The 21,541-nt window shown below is 71.2% G+C and carries 21 protein-coding genes; 18 read left to right on the top strand and 3 right to left on the bottom strand.

Annotated features, from left to right (window positions below):
• Positions 1-17 precede the first annotated feature (17 nt).
• From KHA85_RS00105 to mshC, 4 genes are read left to right on the top strand one after another with little or no spacing between them, the layout of a single operon-like run.
• Entirely contained in the window at positions 18-722 is a 705-nt protein-coding gene (locus tag KHA85_RS00105) for a histidine phosphatase family protein (RefSeq protein WP_007629257.1), read from the top strand.
• A gap of 40 nt (positions 723-762) precedes the next feature.
• A complete protein-coding gene (locus KHA85_RS00100; protein WP_061228711.1) occupies positions 763-1,350 on the top strand; it encodes a DUF3090 domain-containing protein in 588 nt (195 codons plus the stop codon).
• The gene (locus KHA85_RS00095) at positions 1,347-2,129 is read left to right on the top strand and encodes an SCO1664 family protein (protein ID WP_213184370.1); all 783 of its coding nucleotides are present in this window, start codon (positions 1,347-1,349) and stop codon (positions 2,127-2,129) included. Before KHA85_RS00100 ends, KHA85_RS00095 begins: the two co-directional genes overlap by 4 nt.
• Before the next feature lie 25 nt (positions 2,130-2,154).
• Complete coding sequence (gene mshC / locus KHA85_RS00090) at positions 2,155-3,408, top strand: cysteine--1-D-myo-inosityl 2-amino-2-deoxy-alpha-D-glucopyranoside ligase (protein WP_213184369.1); 1,254 nt, start codon at positions 2,155-2,157, stop codon at positions 3,406-3,408.
• Positions 3,409-3,414: 6 nt separating this feature from the next.
• Here the strand turns inward: mshC and KHA85_RS00085 are convergent, their stop codons facing one another.
• Entirely contained in the window at positions 3,415-4,341 is a 927-nt protein-coding gene (locus KHA85_RS00085; RefSeq protein WP_007629264.1) for a PAC2 family protein, read from the bottom strand.
• A gap of 50 nt (positions 4,342-4,391) precedes the next feature.
• Here KHA85_RS00085 and metH point away from each other — a divergent pair, with 50 nt between their 5' ends.
• The 5 genes from metH (at position 4,392) to hisG (ending at position 10,534) form a co-directional block, all read left to right on the top strand.
• The gene (gene metH, locus KHA85_RS00080) at positions 4,392-7,952 is read left to right on the top strand and encodes a methionine synthase (protein ID WP_213184368.1); all 3,561 of its coding nucleotides are present in this window, start codon (positions 4,392-4,394) and stop codon (positions 7,950-7,952) included.
• 70 nt (positions 7,953-8,022) lie between these two features.
• The gene (locus tag KHA85_RS00075; RefSeq protein ID WP_050797152.1) at positions 8,023-8,547 is read left to right on the top strand and encodes a hypothetical protein; all 525 of its coding nucleotides are present in this window, start codon (positions 8,023-8,025) and stop codon (positions 8,545-8,547) included.
• Between the two features lie 108 nt (positions 8,548-8,655).
• Positions 8,656-9,363 carry an HAD family hydrolase gene (locus KHA85_RS00070; protein ID WP_007629270.1) on the top strand — a complete coding sequence of 236 codons (708 nt, stop codon included), beginning with the start codon at positions 8,656-8,658 and terminating at the stop codon, positions 9,361-9,363.
• A 5-nt stretch (positions 9,364-9,368) separates the two neighbouring features.
• Complete coding sequence (locus KHA85_RS00065; protein ID WP_007629271.1) at positions 9,369-9,632, top strand: phosphoribosyl-ATP diphosphatase; 264 nt, start codon at positions 9,369-9,371, stop codon at positions 9,630-9,632.
• A 50-nt stretch (positions 9,633-9,682) separates the two neighbouring features.
• On the top strand, positions 9,683-10,534 hold the full coding sequence (gene hisG / locus KHA85_RS00060) for an ATP phosphoribosyltransferase (RefSeq protein WP_213184366.1): 852 nt from the start codon (positions 9,683-9,685) through the stop codon (positions 10,532-10,534).
• Between the two features lie 70 nt (positions 10,535-10,604).
• Here the strand turns inward: hisG and KHA85_RS00055 are convergent, their stop codons facing one another.
• The gene (locus KHA85_RS00055; protein WP_007629273.1) at positions 10,605-11,372 is read right to left on the bottom strand and encodes a thioesterase family protein; all 768 of its coding nucleotides are present in this window, start codon (positions 11,370-11,372) and stop codon (positions 10,605-10,607) included.
• Positions 11,372-12,283, bottom strand: coding sequence for a RecB family exonuclease (locus KHA85_RS00050; protein WP_213184365.1), 912 nt, complete (start codon positions 12,281-12,283; stop codon positions 11,372-11,374). Before KHA85_RS00050 ends, KHA85_RS00055 begins: the two co-directional genes overlap by 1 nt.
• Before the next feature lie 56 nt (positions 12,284-12,339).
• Between KHA85_RS00050 and KHA85_RS00045 the strand changes: the two genes are divergently transcribed.
• From KHA85_RS00045 to tatC, 9 genes are all read left to right on the top strand, one after another.
• A complete protein-coding gene (locus KHA85_RS00045; protein ID WP_213184364.1) occupies positions 12,340-13,179 on the top strand; it encodes a tRNA (adenine-N1)-methyltransferase in 840 nt (279 codons plus the stop codon).
• 94 nt (positions 13,180-13,273) lie between these two features.
• Positions 13,274-14,974, top strand: a complete 1,701-nt coding sequence (arc, locus tag KHA85_RS00040; protein WP_213184363.1) for a proteasome ATPase — start codon at positions 13,274-13,276, stop codon at positions 14,972-14,974.
• Positions 14,971-16,458 (top strand): depupylase/deamidase Dop, encoded by a 1,488-nt coding sequence (gene dop / locus KHA85_RS00035; protein WP_213184362.1) that lies wholly within the window; start codon positions 14,971-14,973, stop codon positions 16,456-16,458. The genes arc and dop overlap by 4 nt, the downstream gene beginning before the upstream one ends.
• Positions 16,459-16,502: 44 nt before the next feature.
• Positions 16,503-16,679: a ubiquitin-like protein Pup gene (locus KHA85_RS00030; protein WP_007629282.1), complete on the top strand. Its 177-nt coding sequence runs from the start codon at positions 16,503-16,505 to the stop codon at positions 16,677-16,679.
• A gap of 6 nt (positions 16,680-16,685) precedes the next feature.
• A complete protein-coding gene (gene pafA / locus KHA85_RS00025; RefSeq protein ID WP_213184361.1) occupies positions 16,686-18,092 on the top strand; it encodes a Pup--protein ligase in 1,407 nt (468 codons plus the stop codon).
• A 10-nt stretch (positions 18,093-18,102) separates the two neighbouring features.
• Positions 18,103-19,071 (top strand): helix-turn-helix transcriptional regulator, encoded by a 969-nt coding sequence (locus KHA85_RS00020; protein WP_007629286.1) that lies wholly within the window; start codon positions 18,103-18,105, stop codon positions 19,069-19,071.
• Positions 19,068-20,042, top strand: a complete 975-nt coding sequence (locus tag KHA85_RS00015) for a helix-turn-helix transcriptional regulator (RefSeq protein ID WP_213184360.1) — start codon at positions 19,068-19,070, stop codon at positions 20,040-20,042. The genes KHA85_RS00020 and KHA85_RS00015 overlap by 4 nt, the downstream gene beginning before the upstream one ends.
• A gap of 97 nt (positions 20,043-20,139) precedes the next feature.
• Positions 20,140-20,580, top strand: a complete 441-nt coding sequence (gene tatA / locus KHA85_RS00010) for a Sec-independent protein translocase subunit TatA (RefSeq protein ID WP_213184359.1) — start codon at positions 20,140-20,142, stop codon at positions 20,578-20,580.
• Positions 20,581-20,694: 114 nt separating this feature from the next.
• The coding region (tatC, locus tag KHA85_RS00005) for a twin-arginine translocase subunit TatC (RefSeq protein WP_236884926.1) at positions 20,695-21,541 on the top strand (847 nt) is incomplete at its 3' end.

Raw genomic sequence — 21,541 nt, 5'->3', positions numbered from 1 at the left:
GTCGGTAACCTGCCGGTATGACCGTCATCCTGCTCCGGCACGGCCGCTCCACCGCCAACACAGCCCTCACCCTGGCCGGCCGCACCCCGGGCGTCGGGCTCGACGACACCGGTCACGCCCAGGCGCAGGACCTCTGCCGGCGGCTGGAGGGCTTGCCGGTCGAGGCCGTCGTCCGCTCGCCTCTGATGCGGTGCCGGCAGACCGTCGAGCCGCTCGCTGCACAGTTCGGAGTGGAACCAGAGGTCGAGGAGGACCTCGTGGAGGTGGACTACGGCACCTGGACCGGCCGTCCCCTCAAGGACCTCACCGCCGAGCACATGTGGTCCGTGGTGCAGCAGCACCCCTCGTCCGCGGTCTTCCCGGAGGGGGAGTCGCTCGCCGGGATGGCCGGCAGGTCGGTCACGGCCATCCGGAAGCACGATCGGCGGCTCGCCGAACAGGCCGGCCGGGACGTGCTGTGGGTCGCGTGCAGCCACGGTGACGTCATCAAGGCCGTGCTCGCCGACGCGTACGGCATGCACCTGGACCAGTTCCAGAGGATCGTCGTCGAGCCCGCCTCGATGTCGGTCGTGCGCTACACCCCTCACCGACCGTTCGTCCTGCGGGTCAACGACACCGGCGGTGACCTGGCCAGCCTGCGGGGGGAGCCGGCCGGCCAGGTCGGTGAGCCGACGCCCGGCAACGCCAGCTCGGACGCGGTACCCGGCGGGAACGTACCCTGATGATCCGCACCACCATCGAGCACACGAGGAGACGACCGGCATGAGCAGGGCAGTGCACGAGTTCCGCGATCCGGCCCGGTTCGTGGTGGGCACGGTCGGCCAGCCGGGCGAGCGCGTCTTCTTCGTCCAGGCCACCGAGGCGGGCCGGACGATCTCCGTCCGCTGCGAGAAGCAGCAGGCCCAGATCCTGTCCGAGCGGATGGGCGACCTGCTCGACGAGATCGCGGCCAAGTCCGACATCCCCGTGCCCCCGGCCGGAGGGGACGTCGACGACCTCGATCCGCTCGAGATGCCGGTCGACGCGGAGTTCCAGGTCGGCACCATGGGCCTCGGCTGGGACGGCGAGCGCAATCAGATCGTCGTGGAGCTGCTGGCGATGGACCCGTCGGCCACGGACGAGTCGGTGGTGCTGTCGGACGCCGAGGACGCCCCGGACGCGCTGCGGGTGTTCCTCACCCCCCAGCGGGCCCGCCAGTTCGTCCTGCGCAGCGAGCGCGTGGTCTCCGCGGGCCGGGCGCCGTGCCCACTGTGCGGTGAGCCGATCGACACCACCGGTCACCTGTGTGTCCGCCTCAACGGGTACCTGCCGCGGTCGGGGGAGGCGCTCACCGACCTCATCGACCCGTGACCGACCGTCCGGCGGGCCCCGAGCTCACCGTCCTGTCCCGGATCCCGTCCGGCAGCAACGCGGTCTACCACTGCGTCGACGAGCGGGGCGACAGCTGGGTGTACAAGCCGTCGGCGGGGGAGCGCCCGCTGATGGACTTCCCCGACGGCAGTCTCGCGGCGCGGGAGATCGCCGCCTACGCCGTGTCCGAGGCATCGGGCTGGGGACTGGTGCCGGAGACGGTCGCGGCTCACGGCCCCGGCGGGCCGGGCATGGCGCAGCGGTGGATCGAGAAGGTCGACCGCGAGCACGCACCCGGTCACGACCCGGTCGACGTCCACCCGGCCGACGCGGTGCCGCACGGCCGTGCCGTGGTGCTGCGCGGCGAGGGTTCCCGCGGTGAGGACGTGGTGGTCGCCCACGTCACCGACGGCCGGCTGCGCCGGATCGCGGTGTTCGACCACGTGGTGAACAACGCCGACCGCAAGGGCGGGCACGTCCTGGTCGACGCCGCGGGGGTGGTGTGGGCGATCGATCACGGTCTGTCGTTCCACACCGATCCCAAACTGCGCACCGTCCTGTGGGGGTGGGCGGGCCAGCCCCTGGACGGTGACGAGGTCGAGGGCCTCGAGCTCGTCCGTCGCGGCCTGGAGGCGGGTGGGGAGCTGCGGCGCACCCTCTCCGACCTACTGTCCGACGCCGAGATCGCGGCGCTGTGCGAGCGTGTCGACACCTTGCTGGCGAGTCGGACGTTCCCCTTCCCGGGGCCGGGCTACCCGTTACCCTGGCCGCTCTTCTGACCGGGCGGTCTCTAGACTCGGCCCCATGCACTCGTGGTCTTCGCCTGTCGTCCCCTCGGTCCCCGGCGACGGCGTCCCCCTGAAGTTGTTCGACACGGCCGGGGGTGAGGTCCGCGAGGTGGCGCCCGGCCCGGTCGCGGGCATGTACGTCTGCGGGATCACCCCCTACGACACCACCCACCTGGGTCACGCGGCGACCTACCTGACGTTCGACCTCGTCTACCGGCAGCTGCTGGACGCCGGTCACGAGGTCCACTACGTCCAGAACACCACGGACGTCGACGACCCGCTGTTCGAGCGCGCGGAGCGTGACGGGGTCGACTGGCGCGAGCTGGGGGACCGGGAGACCGACCTGTTCCGCGAGGACATGGAGGCGCTGCGGGTGCTACCGCCGCGCGACTACGTCGCGGCCACCGAGACGATCGACGAGGTGGTGGAGATGGTCGGCGAGCTGCTCGACCGCGGCCACGCCTACCGGATCGACCCGGACGTCGACGGCTACTCCGACGTGTACTACCGGCATAGAGCCACCGCCGACTTCGGATACGAGTCGGGGTACGACGACGACGAGATGGCGGTCGCGTTCGCCGAGCGCGGTGGCGACCCGGACCGGCCAGGCAAGGAACACCCGCTGGATGCCCTGCTGTGGCGGGTCGAACGGTCCGGCGAGCCGTCGTGGCCGTCCCCCTGGGGGGCGGGCCGACCGGGGTGGCACATCGAGTGTTCGGCGATCGCCCGCAACCGGCTCGGGATGGAGTTCGACATCCAGGGCGGCGGCAGCGACCTGGCGTTCCCGCACCACGAGTTCTCCGCCGCGCACGCGGAGGCCGCGGCGGGCCGGCGACCGTTCGCCCGGTTCTACGTGCACGCCGCGATGATCGGCCTCGACGGCGTCAAGATGAGCAAGTCGCTCGGCAACCTCGTGCGCGTGCAGGCGCTGCGCGAGCAGGGTGTGGATCCCGCCCTCATCCGGCTCGGGCTGTTCGCCGGGCACTACCGTGTCGACCGCTCGTGGTCCGACGACCTCCTCGAGCGGGCCCGCACCCGGTACGACCTGTGGTGCCGGGCCATCGCCCGCGGAGTCGGCGCGGACGCGGCACCCGCGATCGCGGAGCTGCGTGAGCGCCTCGCGGACGACCTCGACACGCCCGGAGCGCTCGCGGTGGTCGACGCGTGGGCGTCCGCCACGCTGGACGGAGACGACTCCGACCCGTCCGCCGGCGCCGGCCTCGCGACCGCACTGGACGCCCTGATGGGGATCCCGACGATCCCCGCCTGACGCCGGTCAGCCGGCGTCGGGCTCGTCCCGGTCACCCCGCAGGAAGCGCTCGAACTCGGCGGCGATCGCCTCGCCGTCGACCAGTGGCATCGCCTCCCCGCCGGACGCGCGGCCGCGGTCGGGCTCGGGGTCCACGCCCGGCGTGACCCCCGACTCCTCGTCCAGCCGGTCCTCCAGGGACCGGATGTAGTCGCGCAGGTCCTCGTCCTCGCTCGCCGCGGCGTCGACACGCTCGGCCCACGTCCGGGCCTGGACGCGGAGCGCGTCCATCGGCACGGCCATCCCGAGGTTCTCGGCGAGCCACGACAACATCGCCTCGGTCCCGCGCGGGTTGGGCGGGGAGGCCACGTAGTGGGGCACGCCCGCGAACAGGCTCAGGGTGGGCACGCCGGCCTCGGTGAGCAGCTGCTGCAGCACGCCCGACATCCCGGTCGGCCCCTCGTAGTCCGAGGGGGCCACGCCCATGGTCGTCATCCGCTGACGGCTGAACGCCGCGCCGGTGAGGGGCACCGGGCGGGTGTGCGGCACGTCGGCGAGGTAGGCCCCCAGCAGCACGACCTGGGAGACGCCCAGGGTGTCGACGAGGTCGACGAACTCGGAGGCGAACCGCCGCCACTTCAGGGCCGGCTCGGGCCCGCGCACCAGCAGGACGTCGTTGGCGACGCCGTCCGGCCGACACGCCGAGACGACGATGCGCGGCCACTCCACCGAGCGCGAGACCCCGCCGGCGAACCGGACGACGGGCCGCTGCTCGAGGTAGTCGAAGAACTCGTCACCACCGACCTCGGCGATCTGGCGGGCCTCCCAGTTGAGCGCGAGGTGTTCGATGGTGCCGGTCGCCACGTCCGCCGCGTCGTTCCAGCCCTCGAAGGCCACGATCATCACCGGGTTCTCGAGATCGAGATGCCCGTCGGGACTCCATTCGACAGTCATTAGTACAGCCTACGTACCTCCGATCCGGAGGCACCCATACACTGGGGCCCATGTCTGTCGATTTCGATTCGCCCTTGTTGGACGCCGCCCGTCGGCGAGTACTGATCGGTGACGGGGCGATGGGCACGATGCTTCAGGCTGTCGACCTCGACGTGGACGAGGACTTCCTGGGTCTCGAGGGCTGTAACGAGATCCTCAACGCGACCCGGCCGGACGTGGTGGAGGGGATCCACCGTGCGTTCTTCGAGGCCGGAGCCGACCTGGTCGAGACCAACACCTTCGGGTGCAACCTGTCCAACCTGGGTGACTACGACATCGTCGACCGGATCGGCGAGCTCGCCGAGAAGGGTGCGGCGATCGCGCGCAGGGTCGCCGACGAGATGGGCCCGTCCGAGGACGGGACCCCGCGGATGGTGCTGGGTTCGCTCGGGCCCGGGACCAAACTGCCCTCGCTGGGGCAGACCACCTTCGAGGACATCCGTGACGCGTACTCCAAGGCCGCCGAGGGGCTGGCCCGCGGGGGAGCGGACGCGTACCTGATCGAGACGAGCCAGGACCTGCTGCAGGTCAAGGCCGCGGTCCTCGGGTGTCAGGACGGCATGGCGGCCGCGGGGCGGCGGTTGCCGATCATCTCGCACGTCACCATCGAGACGACCGGCACGATGCTGCTCGGTTCGGACATCGGCGCGGCACTGACCGCGCTGCAGCCGCTGGGCATCGACATGATCGGCCTGAACTGCGCCACGGGGCCGGCCGAGATGGTCGAGCACCTGCGCTACCTGTCGCGGCACGCCGAGATCCCGGTGTCGGTCATGCCCAACGCCGGCCTGCCCGAGCTGGGGGAGCACGGCGCCGTCTACCCGCTGGGTGCGGAGGAGTTCGCGCCCCAGGTGGCCGACTTCGTCTCCGAGTTCGGGCTCTCGATGGTCGGCGGGTGCTGCGGCACCACGCCCGAGCACATCACCCGACTCAAGGAGCAGGTGAGCGCGCGGAGCAAGGCCGAGCGCACGGTCGAGCCGGTCAACGCGGTCGCCTCGCTGTACAGCTCCACGCCGCTGCGCGCGGACGCCGGCATCATCATGATCGGTGAGCGCACCAACGCCAACGGTTCCAAGCGGTTCCGCGAGGCGATGCTGGCCTCCGACTGGGACACCTGCATGGACATCGCCAAGGAGCAGATGCGCGACGGCGCCCAGATGGTCGACCTCTGCGTCGACTACGTCGGCCGCGACGGCTCCGGGGACATGGCCGAGCTGGCCGGCCGGATGGCCACCTCCTCGACGCTGCCGATCATGCTCGACTCGACCGAGCCCGAGGTCATCAGGGCGGGCCTGGAGAAGCTGGGCGGTCGCTGCGCGGTCAACTCGGTCAACTACGAGGACGGCGCGGGGCCGGACTCGCGGTTCCAGCGGATCATGCGGCTGGTGTCCCGGCACGGCGCGGCCGTCGTCGGCCTGACGATCGACGAGGAGGGCCAGGCCCGCACCGCCGACCGCAAGGTCGAGATCGCCGAGCGGCTCATCGCCGACCTCACCGGGAACTGGGGGATGGCGGAGGAGGACATCATCATCGACTGTCTGACCTTCCCCATCTCGACCGGGCAGGAGGAGGTCCGCCGCGACGGCATCGAGACCATCGAGGCGATCCGTCGGCTCACCGAGGCCCACCCGCGGATCCACACCACGCTGGGTCTGTCGAACATCTCGTTCGGCCTCAACCCGGCCGCCCGCCAGGTGCTCAACTCGGTGTTCCTGCACGAGTGCGTCCAGGCCGGTCTCGATTCGGCGATCGCGCACAGCTCCAAGATCCTGCCCATGAGCAAGATCGACGACCGCCAGCGGGAGGTGGCCCTGGACCTGGTGTACGACCGTCGCCGCGAGGGCTACGACCCGCTGCAGGTGTTCATGGAGCTCTTCGAGGGCGTCTCCGCGGCCGGAGCCAAGGACGCCCGCGCCGCCGAGCTCGCGGCGATGCCGCTCATGGAGCGCCTGGCCGCGCGGATCGTCGACGGCGAGCGCAAGGGACTCGAAGAGGATCTCGACGCCGCGATGGCGGAGATCCCCCCGTTGGAGATCATCAACGAGCACCTGCTCGGCGGGATGAAGACGGTCGGTGAGCTGTTCGGCTCCGGTCAAATGCAGCTGCCGTTCGTCCTGCAGTCCGCCGAGACGATGAAGGCGGCGGTCGCCCACCTCGAGCCCCACATGGAGGCGAGCGACGAGGACGGCAAGGGACGGATCGTCCTGGCCACGGTCAAGGGCGACGTGCACGACATCGGCAAGAACCTCGTGGACATCATCTTGTCCAACAACGGCTACGACGTGGTCAACATCGGCATCAAGCAGCCGATATCGGAGATCATCTCCGCCGCCCGCGAGCACAAGGCCGACGTGATCGGCATGTCCGGCCTGCTGGTGAAGTCCACCGTGGTGATGAAGGACAACCTCGCCGAGCTCAACTCCGAGGGCATTGCCGGTGAGTTCCCCGTGCTGCTCGGCGGCGCGGCCCTGACCCGCTCCTACGTCGAGGTCGACCTCGCCGAGATGTACCAGGGCGACGTGTTCTACGCGCGTGACGCATTCGAGGGCCTGCGGCTGATGGACGAGGTGATGACGGCCAAGCGGACTGGCGTGCCGATGGCACAGTCCTCGGAGGCCGCAGCCAAGGCGGCCGAGCGGCGCGAGCGCCGTGCCCGCAGTGAGCGGATCGCGGCCAAGCGCGCGGCCGAGGCCGAGCCCGTGGTCATCCCCGAGCGCTCTGACGTCGCCGCGGACCAGCCGATCGCGACCCCGCCGTTCTGGGGCACCCGCATCGCCAAGGGCATCCCGGTGGCCGACTACCTCGGGCACCTGGACGAGCGCGCGCTGTACTTCGGGCAGTGGGGCCTGCGCGGCACCCGCAGCGGGGAGGGGCCGGACTACGACGAGCTGGTGGAGACCGAGGGAAGGCCGCGCATGCGTGCCTGGATCGACCGCCTCACCACCGAGGGCATCCTGTCGCACTCGGCCGTGGTCTACGGCTACTTCCCGGCGTACTCGGTCGGCGACGAGATCTGGGTGCTGGCCGAGCCCCGCCCCGACGCCGAGGTGCTCCACAAGATCGCCTTCCCGCGCCAGCAGCGCTCCCGCTTCCTGGCGATCCCCGACTTCGTGGCCTCCCGCGAGCGCTGCGAGGCGGAGGGGACCGTGGACGTCCTGCCGTTCCAGCTGGTGACGATGGGCTCGCCGATCGCGGACTTCGCCAACGAGCTGTTCGCAGGTGACAACTACCGGGACTACCTCGAGGTACACGGATTGTCGGTGCAGCTCACGGAGGCGCTGGCGGAGTTCTGGCACCGACGCGTGCGCGACGAGCTCACGCTGCCCGACGGATCGGTCTCCGACGAGGACCCCGACAGCATCCAGGACTACTTCAACCTCAAGTACCGGGGAGCCCGCTACAGCTTCGGCTACGGTGCCTGCCCGGATCTGGAGTCCCGCAAGGTGGTCGTGGACCTGCTCGAGCCCGAGCGCATCGGGGTGATCCTGTCCGAGGAGTTGCAGCTGCACCCGGAACAGTCGACGGACGCGTTCGTGCTGTACCACCCGGAGGCGAAGTACTTCAACGTCTGAGCCGTCGGACGAAGGCTCGGCCGGATGCCGGTTGGGGAAGATCACCTTCATCCGGCTGAAGGAGACCGTCATGCCCAGCATCCGCAGATCCGCGGCCCTCGCAGTGGCGGGTGTCGTCCTCGCCGGGGGAGCGGCCGTCGCCGCCGCCCCGGCGGCCTCCGCTCAGGTGTGGCACGACTCACCCGCGTGGGACGTCCGCATGCCCTACCCGTTGGGTGGCGAGCACACGATCCGCTTCGGCGTCTTCCCGAGCTGCCTGCGGGGTGGCGATGACAGATTCCACCAGGCGATCGCCGCCAACGCGAGGGATCTCGACCAGCCGATCGGATCCTTCGACTTCTCCGCGACCCTCTTCCCGTTCAACTCGGCGACGGTCGAGTGGCACAACCTGGACACCGACGCTCGGGGGACGCAGACCGTGCAGTCCACAGGACCCGAGGTGGGGATCGGTGCCACGCACACCGGTCGGGGCTGGGTCGCGGTCACCATCACCGCCAGCAGATCCGCCCTGCCCACGGCGGCACCCGGCTCGGTGGCGCCGTTCGCCTCCGCGACGCACACGGAACGGTTCATCGTCCCGCCGCAGGACTGCTGACGAGAGCGGGGCCGGCCGGCGGGCTGCCCCGCGGCACCATCGGTCGGGGCCTCCGCCGGGCTGCCGCGCGTCACCCCCGGTTCACCCGGTTCGGGTAGACAGTAGGCCGTGACCAGCACCTCTCCCGCCCAGCTCCCGGCCGCCGTGTGTCTCGACATGGACGGCACCCTCGTCGACACCGAACGACTGTGGGACATCGCCGTCTTCGAACTCGCCGAGCACATGGGGCGGCCGTTGGACGAAGCGACCCGCGAGCGGACACTGGGCAACTCCCTGCACGGGTTCTTCGAGATCCTCGGCGAATACACCGGACGCCGGATCGAGGGGGAGGAGTTCGACCGGCTCGCGCACCGCCTCAACTCCCGGGTCACGGAGCTCATGCGGACGGACATGCGGTGGCGCCCGGGCGCCGAGGAACTGCTGGCCGACATCGCCGCGACCGGGATCCCGGTCGCCCTGGTGACCAACACGACCGCCGACGTCGCCGTGGTGCCCCTTGAGTTCATCGACCGGTCCCGGTTCGATGTGGTCGTGACCGGCTGCATGGTGGCCGAGGGTAAACCAGCGCCGGACCCGTACCTGCTCGCCTGCGCTGAGCTGGGCGTCGAGCCCGGGTCGGCGGTCGCGGTCGAGGACTCGGTCACCGGGGCCACGGCGGCGGTCGCGGCCGGGTGCCGCGTCCTCTACATCCCGTCCACCGACGGTCAGCCCGACGTCGCCGGGGCCCACACGCACTCGACGCTCGAGGGGGTCGACGTCGCGGGGCTCCACGCGCTCACCTCGGGGTCACCCGTGGGCGCGGCTGTGGGACAATAGGCCGCGTGAAGACCTTCGACTCCCTGTTCGCCGAGCTCTCCGAGCGCATCACCGCGCGCCCCGAGGGGTCCGGCACCGTCGCCGCGTTCGACAAGGGCGTCCACCATCTGGGCAAGAAGGTCATCGAGGAGGCCGGAGAGGTCTGGATCGCGGCCGAGTACCAGTCGGACGAGGAGTTGGCGGAGGAGATCTCCCAGCTCATGTACTGGACCCAGGTCATGATGCTCAAGCGCGGACTGACCCTCGAGGACGTCTACCGACATCTGTAGGCGCCGCCCCGCCCACCACCCGCACGCACCGAACCTCCGGAGCCGCCATCATGCTGCGCGTCGCAGTGCCCAACAAGGGCGCCCTGTCCGAATCCGCCTCCGAGATGCTCTCCGAGGCCGGTTACCGCCGCCGCCCCGAGGGGAGCAAGGACCTCTCGCTCATCGACCGTGAGAACGACGTCGAGTTCTTCTTCCTCCGCCCCAAGGACATCGCCGTCTACGTCGGGTCGGGCCGCCTCGAACTGGGGATCACCGGCCGCGACCTGGCCGCCGACTCGATGGCCGAGGTCGATGAACTGCTCGACCTGGGCTTCGGCCACTCCACGTTCCGCTACGCCGGCCCGGCCGGTGCCGGGTGGACCACCGAGCGTCTCGCCGGCGCCCGGATCGCCACCTCCTATCCCAACATCGTCCGACGCGATCTGCGCGAACGCGGGATCGAGGCCGAGGTGATCCGGCTCGACGGGGCGGTGGAGATCTCGATCCAGCTCGGGGTGGCCGACTGCATCGCCGACGTCGTCGGATCGGGTCGCACGCTCAAGGTGCACGACCTCGAGGCGTTCGGAGACGTCCTGTGCGACTCGGCGGGAGTGCTCATCGGTCGCACCGACGCCGTGTCGTCCCCGGCGGTGGCGCGGATGCGGGCCCGGCTCCAGGGCGTCGTCTTCGCCCAGCAGTACATGATGCTGGACTACGACTGCCCCAAGGAGATCTTCGACTCCGTGTCGGCGATCACGCCGGGGATCGAGTCGCCGACCATGTCCCCGATGGCCGACCCGGCCTGGGTGGCGGTGCGCTCGATGGTCCCCCGGAAGAAGGTCAACGCGATCATGGACGAGTTGGCGGAGGCCGGGGCGAAGGCGATCATCGCCACCGACATCCGCTCCTGCCGCATGGGCTGATCCGCCCCGGCGTACCCGAGAACCGGTCCGGCCGGCCCCGCGCTGCGTGTGCGGGGCCGGCCGGCGGCGTTCAGACCGGCTCGACGAGAAGCGCCTGCAGGGTGTCGCCGATCGCGCCCTTCTCGTCGAACAGCGTCCCAGAGGTCGCGCCGACCCCGTCCGGCCCGATCGACGCCCGGGCGGCCACGCCGATCCAGCGTCCGACGGGCGGTCGGTGCAGGTGCGTGACGAGGTCGGTGTTGAGGAACCGCCACTCGGCGGGCTCGAGGACCGCGCCGACCCCGTTGGCGATGTCGGCCACGCACATCACGTGCTGGACGGGCGTCGGCTCCTCCCCGGCGACCAGCGGCAGAGTGGGCCGGGCCCAGACGGTGCCGTCCTCGGCGCCGCGGATCTCGAGCGAGTCGATGTAGCCGCTGGTCCAGCGGGTGAAGAAGTCGCCGTTGTGATCGGTGTCCGGCAGTACGCGCGGCGTCTCGGCCGCCTGCTCGACGTGGGTGGTGTCGCCGGTGGCGAGTCGCCACGCACTCGCCCGCGCGACGGTCCGTCCGCCGGCGACGAGCTCCGACTCGAGCAGCTGGATCCGGCGGCCCGGTCGGGCCACGCGGGCACGGGTCCGCAGTTCACCGAGCGGGACGGGCCCCAGCAGATCGACGGCCACGCGGGCGATGCGTGCGTCGCCGCCGGCGTCGAGGCGCTCCATGGCGCGGGTGAGGATGGCCGAGGGCGGCGCTCCGTGCTGCAGGTCCGGGCCCCAGGCGCTGACGGTGTGCGGGGTCGCGCGGAAGACCTCCCAGCCGTCGTCGGATCCCAGCGGCTCGAAGTAGGCCTCCGTCATCATGAACTCCTCGGTCCTCCTCGCCCGGTCAACAGATCGTGTGCGCCGGCGGGGACCACGCGGGTCCCCGGCCACCCCGGGTACTCGGGCGGGGTGCCGCCGAACGCCGGGCACAGCGCCTGATGATTGCACCAGTCGCACAGGCGGGACGTGCGGGGGCGGAAGTCACCGGTCTGCCCGGCCCGCTCGATCTCCGACCACAGCGCGTCCAGGGACGCCTCGGTCTCGACGAGCGACGCGTGGTCCGGGGTGAAGGTGAGCCAGCTGCCGTTCTTGAGATAGATGAGTTTCAGCTGCGCGGGCAGCACACCATGGATGCGCTGGTACATCAGGGCGTAGAACCGCATCTGGAACATCGCCTGGTCCTGGAAGCGCGGGTGCGGGGGTTTACCCGTCTTGTAGTCGACCACCCGGACCTCCCCGGTGGGCGCGACGTCGACCCGGTCGAGGAAGCCGTGCAGCGGGGTGCCGGCCGCGGTGGCGGTGACCAGGTACTGCTCGCAGGAGGCGGGGGAGAAGCGCTGCGGGTCCTCGACGCCGTAGAGCGCCGCGACCAGCGCCGCGACCTGCGCCTGGAAGTCGGCGCGGTCGGACAGCGGGACCACCGTCGCGCCGTCCTCCTCGGCGTAGAAGCGCTCGACGGCGGCGGGGACGAGGTCCGCGGCGCGCTGCGGCGCCCGCTCGGACTGCTCGAGTCCGTACAGCTCCTCGAGCACGGAGTGGACGACCGTGCCGAGGACCTGGGCGCGAGTCTTGGGCTCCGGGATGCGGTCCACGGCGCGCAGCCGGTACAGCAGCGGGCACTGCCGGTAGTCGGACGCGCGAGAGGCCGACAGGGCGAGGGGCTTGCGCTCCGGCAGGGGTACGTCGCCCGCTGCCGGGATGGCACCGATTTCGAGGGGATCCGTCACACCTGGCAGGGTAGACAACCGGTCGGACAACCGACCCCCCGTCCTCTGGAGGTCCCGTGCAGCGATCCGGCCCGTTCGTCGTGGGTGACCGCGTCCAGCTCACCGACACCAAGGGGCGCAAGTACACCGTCGTGCTGGTCGACGGTGCGGAGTTCTTCACCCACCACGGCGCGGTGCGCCACGACGATCTCATCGGTGCGCCCGAGGGCTCGATCATCACCTCGACCAAGGACGCGCAGTACCTCGCGCTGCGCCCGCTGCTCACCGACTATGTGCTGTCGATGCCGCGCGGCGCGCAGGTGATCTACCCCAAGGACGCCGCGCAGATCGTCCACGAGGGCGACGTGTTCCCCGGTGCCCGTGTCCTCGAGGCCGGCGCGGGGTCGGGGGCCCTGACGTGCTCGCTGCTGCGGGCGGTCGGCCCGGAGGGGAGGGTGTTCTCCTACGAGATCCGCGAGGACCACGCCGAGCACGCCGAGCGCAACGTCCGCACCTTCTACGGTGAGCACCCCGGGAACTGGGACCTCCGGGTCGCGGACCTGGCGGAGACCTCGGTCGAGGCGCTGGGCGGTCAGGTCGACCGCGTGGTGCTGGACATGCTCGCGCCGTGGGAGTGCCTGCCGACGGTGAGCGAGGTCCTGGTGCCGGGTGGGGTGCTGGTGGCCTACGTGGCCACGACCACGCAGCTGTCGGACGTCGTCGAGGCGCTGCGGCGCCAGCAGTGCTGGACCGAGCCCCGAGCGTGGGAGTCGATCAACCGCGGGTGGCACGTGGTGGGCCTGGCCGTGCGCCCCGAGCACCGCATGCAGGGCCACACCGCGTTCCTGGTGACCGCGCGTCGCCTCGCCGAGGGGGTGACGACCCTCAAGCCCAAGCGTCGCAGTGGTAAGGGCTGAGGGAGCGCGCGCCCACCCGCGTGGCACCCCGGCGATAGGGTGAAGGGGACGACGACGAGGTGACCCGTCGACGACCAGGAGGGCAGGTGATCGCGTGACCGAGGGACGTTCCCCGGCCGGCCAGGGCGAGGACAGGGTGGCGGTCGACCGCGCCGAACTCGCGCGGCTGCGCAAGGCCGTGGACGAGGGGGCCCGATCGGATCGGGAGAAGTCGATCAAGATCGACGCCCTCGGCGCCCGCAACGTGCGTCTAGCGGAACTGCTCAAGGACTCACGCGACCAGCTCGAGGCCCTCAAGGGCGAGGTCGAGCGGCTCGGTACCCCGCCCAGCACCTACGGCGTGGTCCTCACCCGTCCCGCCGGCGCGGACACCGTCGAGGTCATGGCCGCCGGTCGCCGCATGCGCCTGGCGATCGCCCCCGGCGTGGACGCCGCGGACCTGACCCCGGGCGTGACCGTGCGCCTCAACGAGGCCATGACCGTTCTGGAGGTCTCGAGCGAGCTCCCGGTCACCGGCGTGACCGCCGTCCTGCGGGACGTGCTCGCCGACGGCGTGCGGGCGCGGGTGGTCATGGGCAACGACGAGGAGCACATCGTGGTCCTCGCCGCCGCCCTGCGCGGTGCGCGCACGGCCGAGCACCCCGCACCCGTCCGCCCCGGCGACGCCGTCCTCGTCGATCCCAAGGCCGGCGTGGCCTACGAGGTGGTGCCCAAGGCGGAGGTCGACGAGCTCCTCCTCGAGGAGATCCCGACGGTCGAGTACTCCGACATCGGCGGTCTGGGGCCGCAGATCGAGCAGATCCGCGACGCGATCGAGCTGCCGTTCGTCCACCACGACCTGTACCGAGAGTTCCACCTGGCCCCGCCGAAGGGCGTCCTGCTCTACGGCCCTCCCGGATGCGGCAAGACCCTCATCGCCAAGGCCGTGGCCCACTCGCTGGCGCGTGCGGCCGCGGTGGCCCGGGGTGACGACGTCAGCGACGGCCGGTACCCGAACTCGTACTTCCTCTCGATCAAGGGCCCCGAGCTGCTCAACAAGTACGTCGGCGAGACCGAGCGGCACATCCGGTCCATCTTCGAGCGGGCGCGGGAGAAGGCCACCGAGGGCAACCCGGTGATCGTCTTCTTCGACGAGATGGACTCGATCTTCCGCACCCGCGGGTCCGGCGTGTCCTCGGACATGGAGACGACGATCGTCCCGCAGCTGCTCGCGGAGATCGACGGCGTGGAGGACCTGCGCAACGTCATCGTGATCGGCGCCTCCAACCGTGAGGACATGATCGATCCCGCCATCCTCCGGCCAGGCCGCCTGGATCTGAAGATCCGCATCGACCGGCCCGACCGGGACGCGGCGGCGGACATCCTCGCCAAGTACATCACCCCGGACCTGCGCTTCGACCCGGTCGAGATCGGCGACGCGGACCGTGAGACCCACGTCCGCGAGCTCATCGAGCGCATCGTCGACCGGCTCTACACCCGTGACGCCTCCACGACCTACGTGCACCTCGTTTACGCCTCCGGCCGCCGGTCATCGCTGTACCTGGCCGACCTCACCTCCGGGGCGATGCTGCGCAACATCGTCGACCGGGCCAAGAAGCTGGCGATCAAGGACATCGTCCACGGCACCGGCCGGGGCCTGACCACCGACGACTTCCTCGACGCGGTCGACGCCGAGTTCGCCGAGAACACGGACCTGCCCAACACGTCCAACCCGCAGGAGTGGGCACGCCTGACCGGTGTCCGCGGTGAGCGCGTCATCGAGGTCTCCGTCCCCAACCGGGGAGCCGGGCAGTGAACCCGCGCGGGCGCGTCATCGGCACGGAGATCGAGTTCGGCATCGTCGCCGTCGGGCAGCCGCTGCTCAGCTCGGTGGTCTCCTCGACCCAGGTGATCAAGGCCTACACCGACCCGGGCGAGACCGCGGGAGGAGCCGACGAGGCCCGCTGGGACTACGGTTCGGAGTCACCCCTGCGCGACGCCCGCGGCTTCGACCTCGGCGCGGCCCGTGCCTACGACCCCAGTGAGTTCGGGGTGACCAACCGGGTGCTGACCAACGGGGCCCGCTTCTACGTCGACCACGCCCACCCCGAGTACTCGGCGCCCGAGGTCGACTCCCCACGCGACGCGGTGATCTGGGACAAGGCCGGCGAGGTGATCATGCACCGCGCGGGCGTCGAGTCGACGGCCACCGAGGGCAACGCCGAGCTCAAGCTCTACAAGAACAACGTCGACGGCAAGGGCGCCTCCTACGGCGCCCACGAGAACTACCTCGTGCGCCGCGACGTCGACTTCGACGGGCTCACCGTGAGCCTGGCCCCGCACCTGCTGTCCCGCCAGGTGTTCAGCGGGGCCGGCCGCGTGGGGATCGGCCAGTCCGGGGAGACGGCCGGGTACCAGCTCTCCCAGCGTGCCGACTACATCGAGGTCCTCACCGGGCTCGAGACCACCCTGCGCCGCGGCATCATCAACACCCGCGACGAGCCCCACGCCCCGGACGAGACGTGGCGCCGCCTACACGTCATCATCGGCGACGCCAACATGTCCGAGCTGGCCACCTATCTCAAGATCGGCACCACCTGCCTCGTGCTGGACGCGATCGAGGCGGGGGTCGACTTCTCCGACCTGCTGCCCGTCGACCCTGTCGAGGCCGTCCACACCATCAGCCACGACCCGTCGCTCCGCGCGACCGTGCCCCTGCCCGACGGCCGGAACGTCACCGGCCTCGCCCTCCAGCGCGAGACCCTCGAGCGGGTCGCGGGCGTCATCGGCGACGGCACGGGCCGCCCGGGCTGGGCGCTCGAGGTCCTGGACGAGTGGCGCGGGATCCTCGACGCGCTCGAGGAGAACCCGATGTCGTGCGCGGACCGACTGGACTGGCCCGCCAAGCTCCGGCTGCTGGAGGGCTTCCGCACCCGCGACGGCCTGGACTGGGACCACGCCCGGCTCGCCCTCATCGACGTCCAGTACCACGACATCGACCCGCAGCGCGGGCTCTACAACCGCCTGGTCGCCAAGGGCGCCATGCGCCGACTGGTCACCGACGACGAGGTCGAGGCCGCGGTCACGACCCCGCCCGCACGAACGCGGGCCTGGGCCAGAGGACGCTTCCTCGCCGAACTCGGCGACCGCATCCGCGCCGCCGGGTGGGACCACGTCGTCGTCGTCGACTCCCGCGGCCACGAACGCCACGTCGACCTCACCGACCCCTACGTGGGGTCCCGCGAGTACTGCGAGGCCCATCCCGGCTTCCTCGGGCCCGACGGGCCCGACCCGTACTGACGGCCCGCACACCCCCGTCCCGCTCAGACACACGAGGAGACACCATGTCCCAGATCCAGAAGAACGCCGGCGGCCCCGCCGACCCCGACGACGAGGCCGGGCAGGTCGTCAAGGCCGCCGACACCACCTCCGCCGACTCGCTGCTCGACGAGATCGACGACATCCTCGAGACCAACGCCGAGGAGTTCGTGAAGTCCTACGTCCAGAAGGGCGGGCAGTAGACCCCCATGATCCGTCGCATCGTCGGGATCGAGACCGAGTTCGGGATCACCAGCGTCAGCGGTGAGGGCGCCCGCGGGCTCGGCGCCGACGAGATCGCCCGCTACCTGTTCCGCCCCGTCGTGGAGCGCTGGCGCAGCTCCAACGTCTTCCTCGACAACGGCGCACGCCTCTACCTCGACGTGGGCTCCCACCCCGAGTACGCGACCGCCGAATGCGACGGGCTGCGACAGATCGTCGCCCACGACAGGGCGGGGGAGCGGATCGTCGACGACCTCGCCCTGGCCGCCGAACAGTCCCTCGCGGACGAGGGCATCGACGCCCGCGTCTACCTGTTCAAGAACAACACGGACTCCGTGGGCAACTCCTACGGATGCCACGAGAACTACCTGCTCGACCGCAGCACCCAGGTGCGGGGCATCGCCAACACCCTGCTGCCGTTCCTCGTCAGCCGGCAGCTCATCTGCGGCGCCGGCAAGATCCTGACCGGCACTCCCGCCGGCGTGGGCCTGGGGGAGACCTCCGAGCCGGTGTACTGCTTCTCCCAGCGCGCCGAACACATGTGGGACGGCGTGTCCTCGGCGACCACCCGCTCGCGCCCGCTCATCAACACCCGCGACGAGCCGCACGCCGACTCGACGCGGTTCCGGCGCATGCACGTGATCGTCGGCGACTCCAACATGATCGAGACCTCGACACTGCTCAAGGTCGCCAGCACCCGGCTCGTGCTGGAGATGATCGAGGCCGGCGTCGAGCTGCGGCCGATGGCCGTCGCGCACCCCGTGCGCGCGATCCGCGAGATCAGCCGCGACCTCACCGGCACCCGCCCCGTCGCCCTCACCGACGGCACCACCATGTCCGCGCTCGAGATCCAGCGCGAGTTCCTGGGCGCGGTCCGGCGCTACCTCGACGCCGGCGGATGGGAGCGCGACGACCGCCCCGACGTCGAACACTGCGTGGCCCTGTGGGAGCGCATCCTCGACGCCGTGGAGTCCGGGGACCACGACTCGATCGCCGCCGACGTCGACTGGGCCGCCAAGCTGCGTCTCATCCGGCAGGTGCAGACCAAGACGGGTTCCGATCTCGACCACCCGCGCCTCGCGCAGATCGACCTCACCTACCACGACATCCGGCCCGGGCGGGGGCTGCACTCCGTGCTCGAACGCCGGGGGATGGTCTCGCGCGTCGTCGACGACGCCGCGGTCGCACGCGCCCGCGCCGTCGCCCCCGAGACCACCCGCGCCGCGCTGCGCGGCCGGTTCATCACCGCCGCACGGGAGGCCGGACGCGACTTCACCGTGGACTGGGTGCACCTCAAGGTCTCCGACGGCACCGTGCCCACCGTCGCGCTGACCGACCCGTTCGCCGAGGTCGACCCGCGTGTCGACGATCTCATCGCCGCGCTCGGACGATAGCGTTCCAGCAGTGTCCACCTCGAAGTCGCAACGCCTGGTCAACCTCGTCATCTGCCTGAGGTCGACCAACGCCTTCCTCTCGGCCGACGAGATCCGCCGGATGGTCCAGGGCTACGACGACTGCGAGTCCGAGAACGCCTTCCTGCGGATGTTCGAACGCGACAAGCGGGAGCTGCGCGACGTCGGCGTGCCGCTCGAACAGGGCGCGTCGCTCGCGCCCGGCTCGCCCGCCGGGTACCGCATCCCCGCCCACGGGTACGAGCTGCCCGAGATCACGCTGACGCCCGAGCAGGCCGGCGTGCTCGCCGTGGCCGCCGAGGTGTGGCGTGAGGGGGAGCGGGCCGCCCGCGCCGGCGGGGCGCTGGCCAAGCTCACCGCCGCCGGGATCGACCCGGTCCACGACGCCGGCGCCACCGTCTCCGTGGCCGACCCGGCCGAACTCGCCACCGCCGCCCTGGTGGCCGAGGCGGTCGCCGAGGGCACCGGCCTCACGTTCTCGCACACCCCGGCCGGCGCCTCCGATCCGACGACCCGGCGGGTGGAGCCGTGGTGGACCGGTTCCCGCCACGGGCACTGGTACCTCGTCGGCCACGACCTCGACCGCGGCGAGCCCCGCACCTTCCGGCTCGTCCGCATCTCCGACGTCAAGGCGACGCGCGCGACCCGGACCGTCCCAATGCCGCCCACCGAGCAGGTCCTGGCGCTGCTCGACGACGCCGTCTCCCGCCTCAACCCGCTGCTCGAGGCCACCGTGTGGGTGGCCGACGGGCGCGCCGCCGAGCTGCGCGCGATGGCCCGCTCCGCCACGCCCGCACAGCGCTTCGGCAGGTCGGGCGCCGACCTCGGCCTCGCCGCGCCGCTGGGCGAGTTGTCCGCGCTGGTGGCCGCCCAGGGTCCCGACGCCGTCGCCCTGGAGCCGGCGGAGCTGCGGGTGCGCGTCGTGTCGATCCTCAGCGCCGCCGAGGAGGCCGTCCGATGAGTCCCCGCACCGTCCCGCTCGCGACGCTGCTCAGCGTGGTCCCGTACTTCCACACCCGCGGTCCGGTCCGCGTGGCCGACGCCGCCCGCGACCTCGGCATGAGCGAGAAGCAGCTCCGCGACGCCCTGTGGCAGCTGTGGTCCTGCGGCCTGCCCGGCTACGGCCCCGGTGATCTCATCGACCTGGCCTTCTCCTCGGAGGACCTCGACGACGCCGAGATGGTCGAGGTGACGTTCACCGCCGGCATCGACCGCCCCGTGCGCCTCACCGCCGCCGAGGCGGTCACCCTGGAGACCGGTCTGGCCGTCTTCCTCGGCCAGCCCGAGGTGATCGACCAGACCGCGCTGCGCGACCTGCTCACGACGCTGCGCGCGGCCACCGGCTCCGACGCCCGCGTCACCGCCGCCGACGCGCGCCGCGAGTCGGCGGACTCCGACGCGGACGTGGTGCGGACCGCGGTGCACGACGGCCGGGCGCTGCGCTTCGTCTACCACTCGGCCAGCTCCGACACCTCCACCACACGCGTCGTGGACCCGGCCCGCCTGTCCGTCGCCGACGGTCACTCCTACCTCCACGGCGTGGACCGCTCGTCCGGGCAGTGGCGGACCTTCCGCACGGATCGGATGAGCGGGGTGGAGGAGGTGGGACCGCGCCGCGCGCTCGGCCCGGAGCCACAGGACGACGGCGAGGGGGACGTCCGCCTGGAGGCCGCCCGTGTCCCGGCGGCCGCGGCGTGGTTCCTCGACGAGTTCCGCTTCCACACGGTGGTCCGCCGCCCCGACGGCGATCTGGACGTCGAGATCGCCTATCACGACCGTGCGTGGCTGCTCCGCTTCCTGCTCGGGCACGCCGACGTCGTGCGTCCCGCGGACCCCGGGCTCGCCGCCGAGGTCGCCCGCCGTGCCGCTGAGGGCCTGGCCGTCTACGAGACGGGCGACGACTCTGGCGACCAGCGCGTGAATTCCCGGTGAACGACGAGGTCACGGGGGGTTTCCCGGGTCTGCGAGGTGTCGTCGCCGGCGGCGGGTGCGCTAGCATGGAAACGTTGTCAGACAAACGGAGGTTGACATGGGTGCGTTGAGCATCTGGCACTGGCTCATCGTCCTCGCGGTGGTGCTCCTGCTCTTCGGTTCGAAGAAGCTCCCGGACGCCGCCCGCGGCCTCGGACGGTCTATGCGCATCTTCAAGTCCGAGATCAAGGAGATGCAGAACGACGACAAGCCGGCCGAGGACCAGGAGCCGCAGGCGCTCACCCAGGGTCAGCCGAACCCCGCCCAGTACGCGCAGCCACAGGCGAACCAGTACCAGTCGCAGGCTCCGCAGCAGTACCAGGCGCAGCCTTCGCAGCAGTACCAGGCGCAGGGGCAGCAGCAGGGACAGCCCCCGGCCCAGGGGTACCCGCAGGCTCCGCAGCAGCCGTACCAGCAGCCGGCCCCCCAGCAGGGTCAGCAGCAGTTCACCGACCCCACCGCCCCGTACCACGGCGGCCAGGGCCAGCAGGGGCAGTAGGCCGCCTCGTCCATGACACAGACCGGGACCACGGACACCGGCGCCACCCGTCAGGGCGGCGCCGGTCGCCTGCTGTCCAAGCGACGCCACAGGCCGCGTAACCCCGACGGCACCATGCCGCTCATCGAGCACATCTACGAGCTGCGGACCCGCCTGCTCATCTCGGTGGCGGCGATCGTGGTGACCCTCGGGTTCGGCTTCTGGTGGTACGGCACCGGGGTCCTGGGCGTGCCGTCGCTCGGCGGCATCCTCACCGGCCCCTACTGCGACATCCCGCCCGGCGCCCGCCTCCAGCTGGGCGACGCCGGCGACGAGTGCCGCCTTCTCGCCACGGGGCCGTTCGAGCAGTTCATGCTCCGCCTCAAGGTCGCCGCCACCGCCGGCATCGTCCTGGCCAGCCCGATCTGGCTGTACCAGCTGTGGGCGTTCATCACGCCCGGCCTGCACAAGAACGAGAAGCGCTACGGCATCGTCTTCACGATCCTGGCCGCCGTCCTGTTCATCGGCGGCGCGGTCCTGGCGTACGTCGTGATCGTCCACGCGTTGGAGTTCCTGCTCTCGATCGGCGACAACGTCCAGACCACGGCCCTGTCCGGCTCGCAGTACTTCACGTTCCTCATCCAGCTCATCCTCATCTTCGGCGTGAGCTTCGAGATCCCGCTGCTCATCGCCATGCTCAACGTGGCCGGTGTCGTGAGCTACGAGACGCTGGCCCGGTCGCGTCGCGGCATCATCATGGGCATCTTCGTGTTCGCCGCCGTCGCCTCACCCGGCCAGGACCCGTTCTCCATGCTCGCGCTCGCGGTGGCCGTGTGCATCCTGGTCGAGGCGGCCATCCAGTTCGCCCGGCTGCACGACAAGCGCAGGAAGAAGTCCCGCGCGGACTGGCTCGAGGTGGACGACGAGTCCGCGTCCCCGCTCGCCCCCGCCGACGGCCTCGGCGGCGCAGGCACGCTCGAAC

Source organism: Dietzia massiliensis (genome assembly GCF_018390595.1).
GTDB lineage: Bacteria > Actinomycetota > Actinomycetes > Mycobacteriales > Mycobacteriaceae > Dietzia > Dietzia massiliensis.
This window is presented reverse-complemented; position numbering and strand designations above follow the sequence as displayed.

Excerpts from the sequence above, each read along its gene's own strand:
- KHA85_RS00105 (WP_007629257.1), top strand. The coding sequence starts at position 18 with ATGACCGTCATCCTGCTCCGGCACGGCCGCTCCACCGCCAACACAGCC.
- KHA85_RS00100 (WP_061228711.1), top strand. The coding sequence starts at position 763 with ATGAGCAGGGCAGTGCACGAGTTCCGCGATCCGGCCCGGTTCGTGGTG.
- mshC (WP_213184369.1), top strand. The coding sequence starts at position 2,155 with ATGCACTCGTGGTCTTCGCCTGTCGTCCCCTCGGTCCCCGGCGACGGC.
- KHA85_RS00085 (WP_007629264.1), bottom strand. The coding sequence starts at position 4,341 with ATGACTGTCGAATGGAGTCCCGACGGGCATCTCGATCTCGAGAACCCG.
- metH (WP_213184368.1), top strand. The coding sequence starts at position 4,392 with ATGTCTGTCGATTTCGATTCGCCCTTGTTGGACGCCGCCCGTCGGCGA.
- KHA85_RS00075 (WP_050797152.1), top strand. The coding sequence starts at position 8,023 with ATGCCCAGCATCCGCAGATCCGCGGCCCTCGCAGTGGCGGGTGTCGTC.
- hisG (WP_213184366.1), top strand. The coding sequence starts at position 9,683 with ATGCTGCGCGTCGCAGTGCCCAACAAGGGCGCCCTGTCCGAATCCGCC.
- KHA85_RS00055 (WP_007629273.1), bottom strand. The coding sequence starts at position 11,372 with ATGACGGAGGCCTACTTCGAGCCGCTGGGATCCGACGACGGCTGGGAG.
- KHA85_RS00030 (WP_007629282.1), top strand. The coding sequence starts at position 16,503 with ATGTCCCAGATCCAGAAGAACGCCGGCGGCCCCGCCGACCCCGACGAC.
- pafA (WP_213184361.1), top strand. The coding sequence starts at position 16,686 with ATGATCCGTCGCATCGTCGGGATCGAGACCGAGTTCGGGATCACCAGC.
- KHA85_RS00015 (WP_213184360.1), top strand. The coding sequence starts at position 19,068 with ATGAGTCCCCGCACCGTCCCGCTCGCGACGCTGCTCAGCGTGGTCCCG.
- tatA (WP_213184359.1), top strand. The coding sequence starts at position 20,140 with ATGGGTGCGTTGAGCATCTGGCACTGGCTCATCGTCCTCGCGGTGGTG.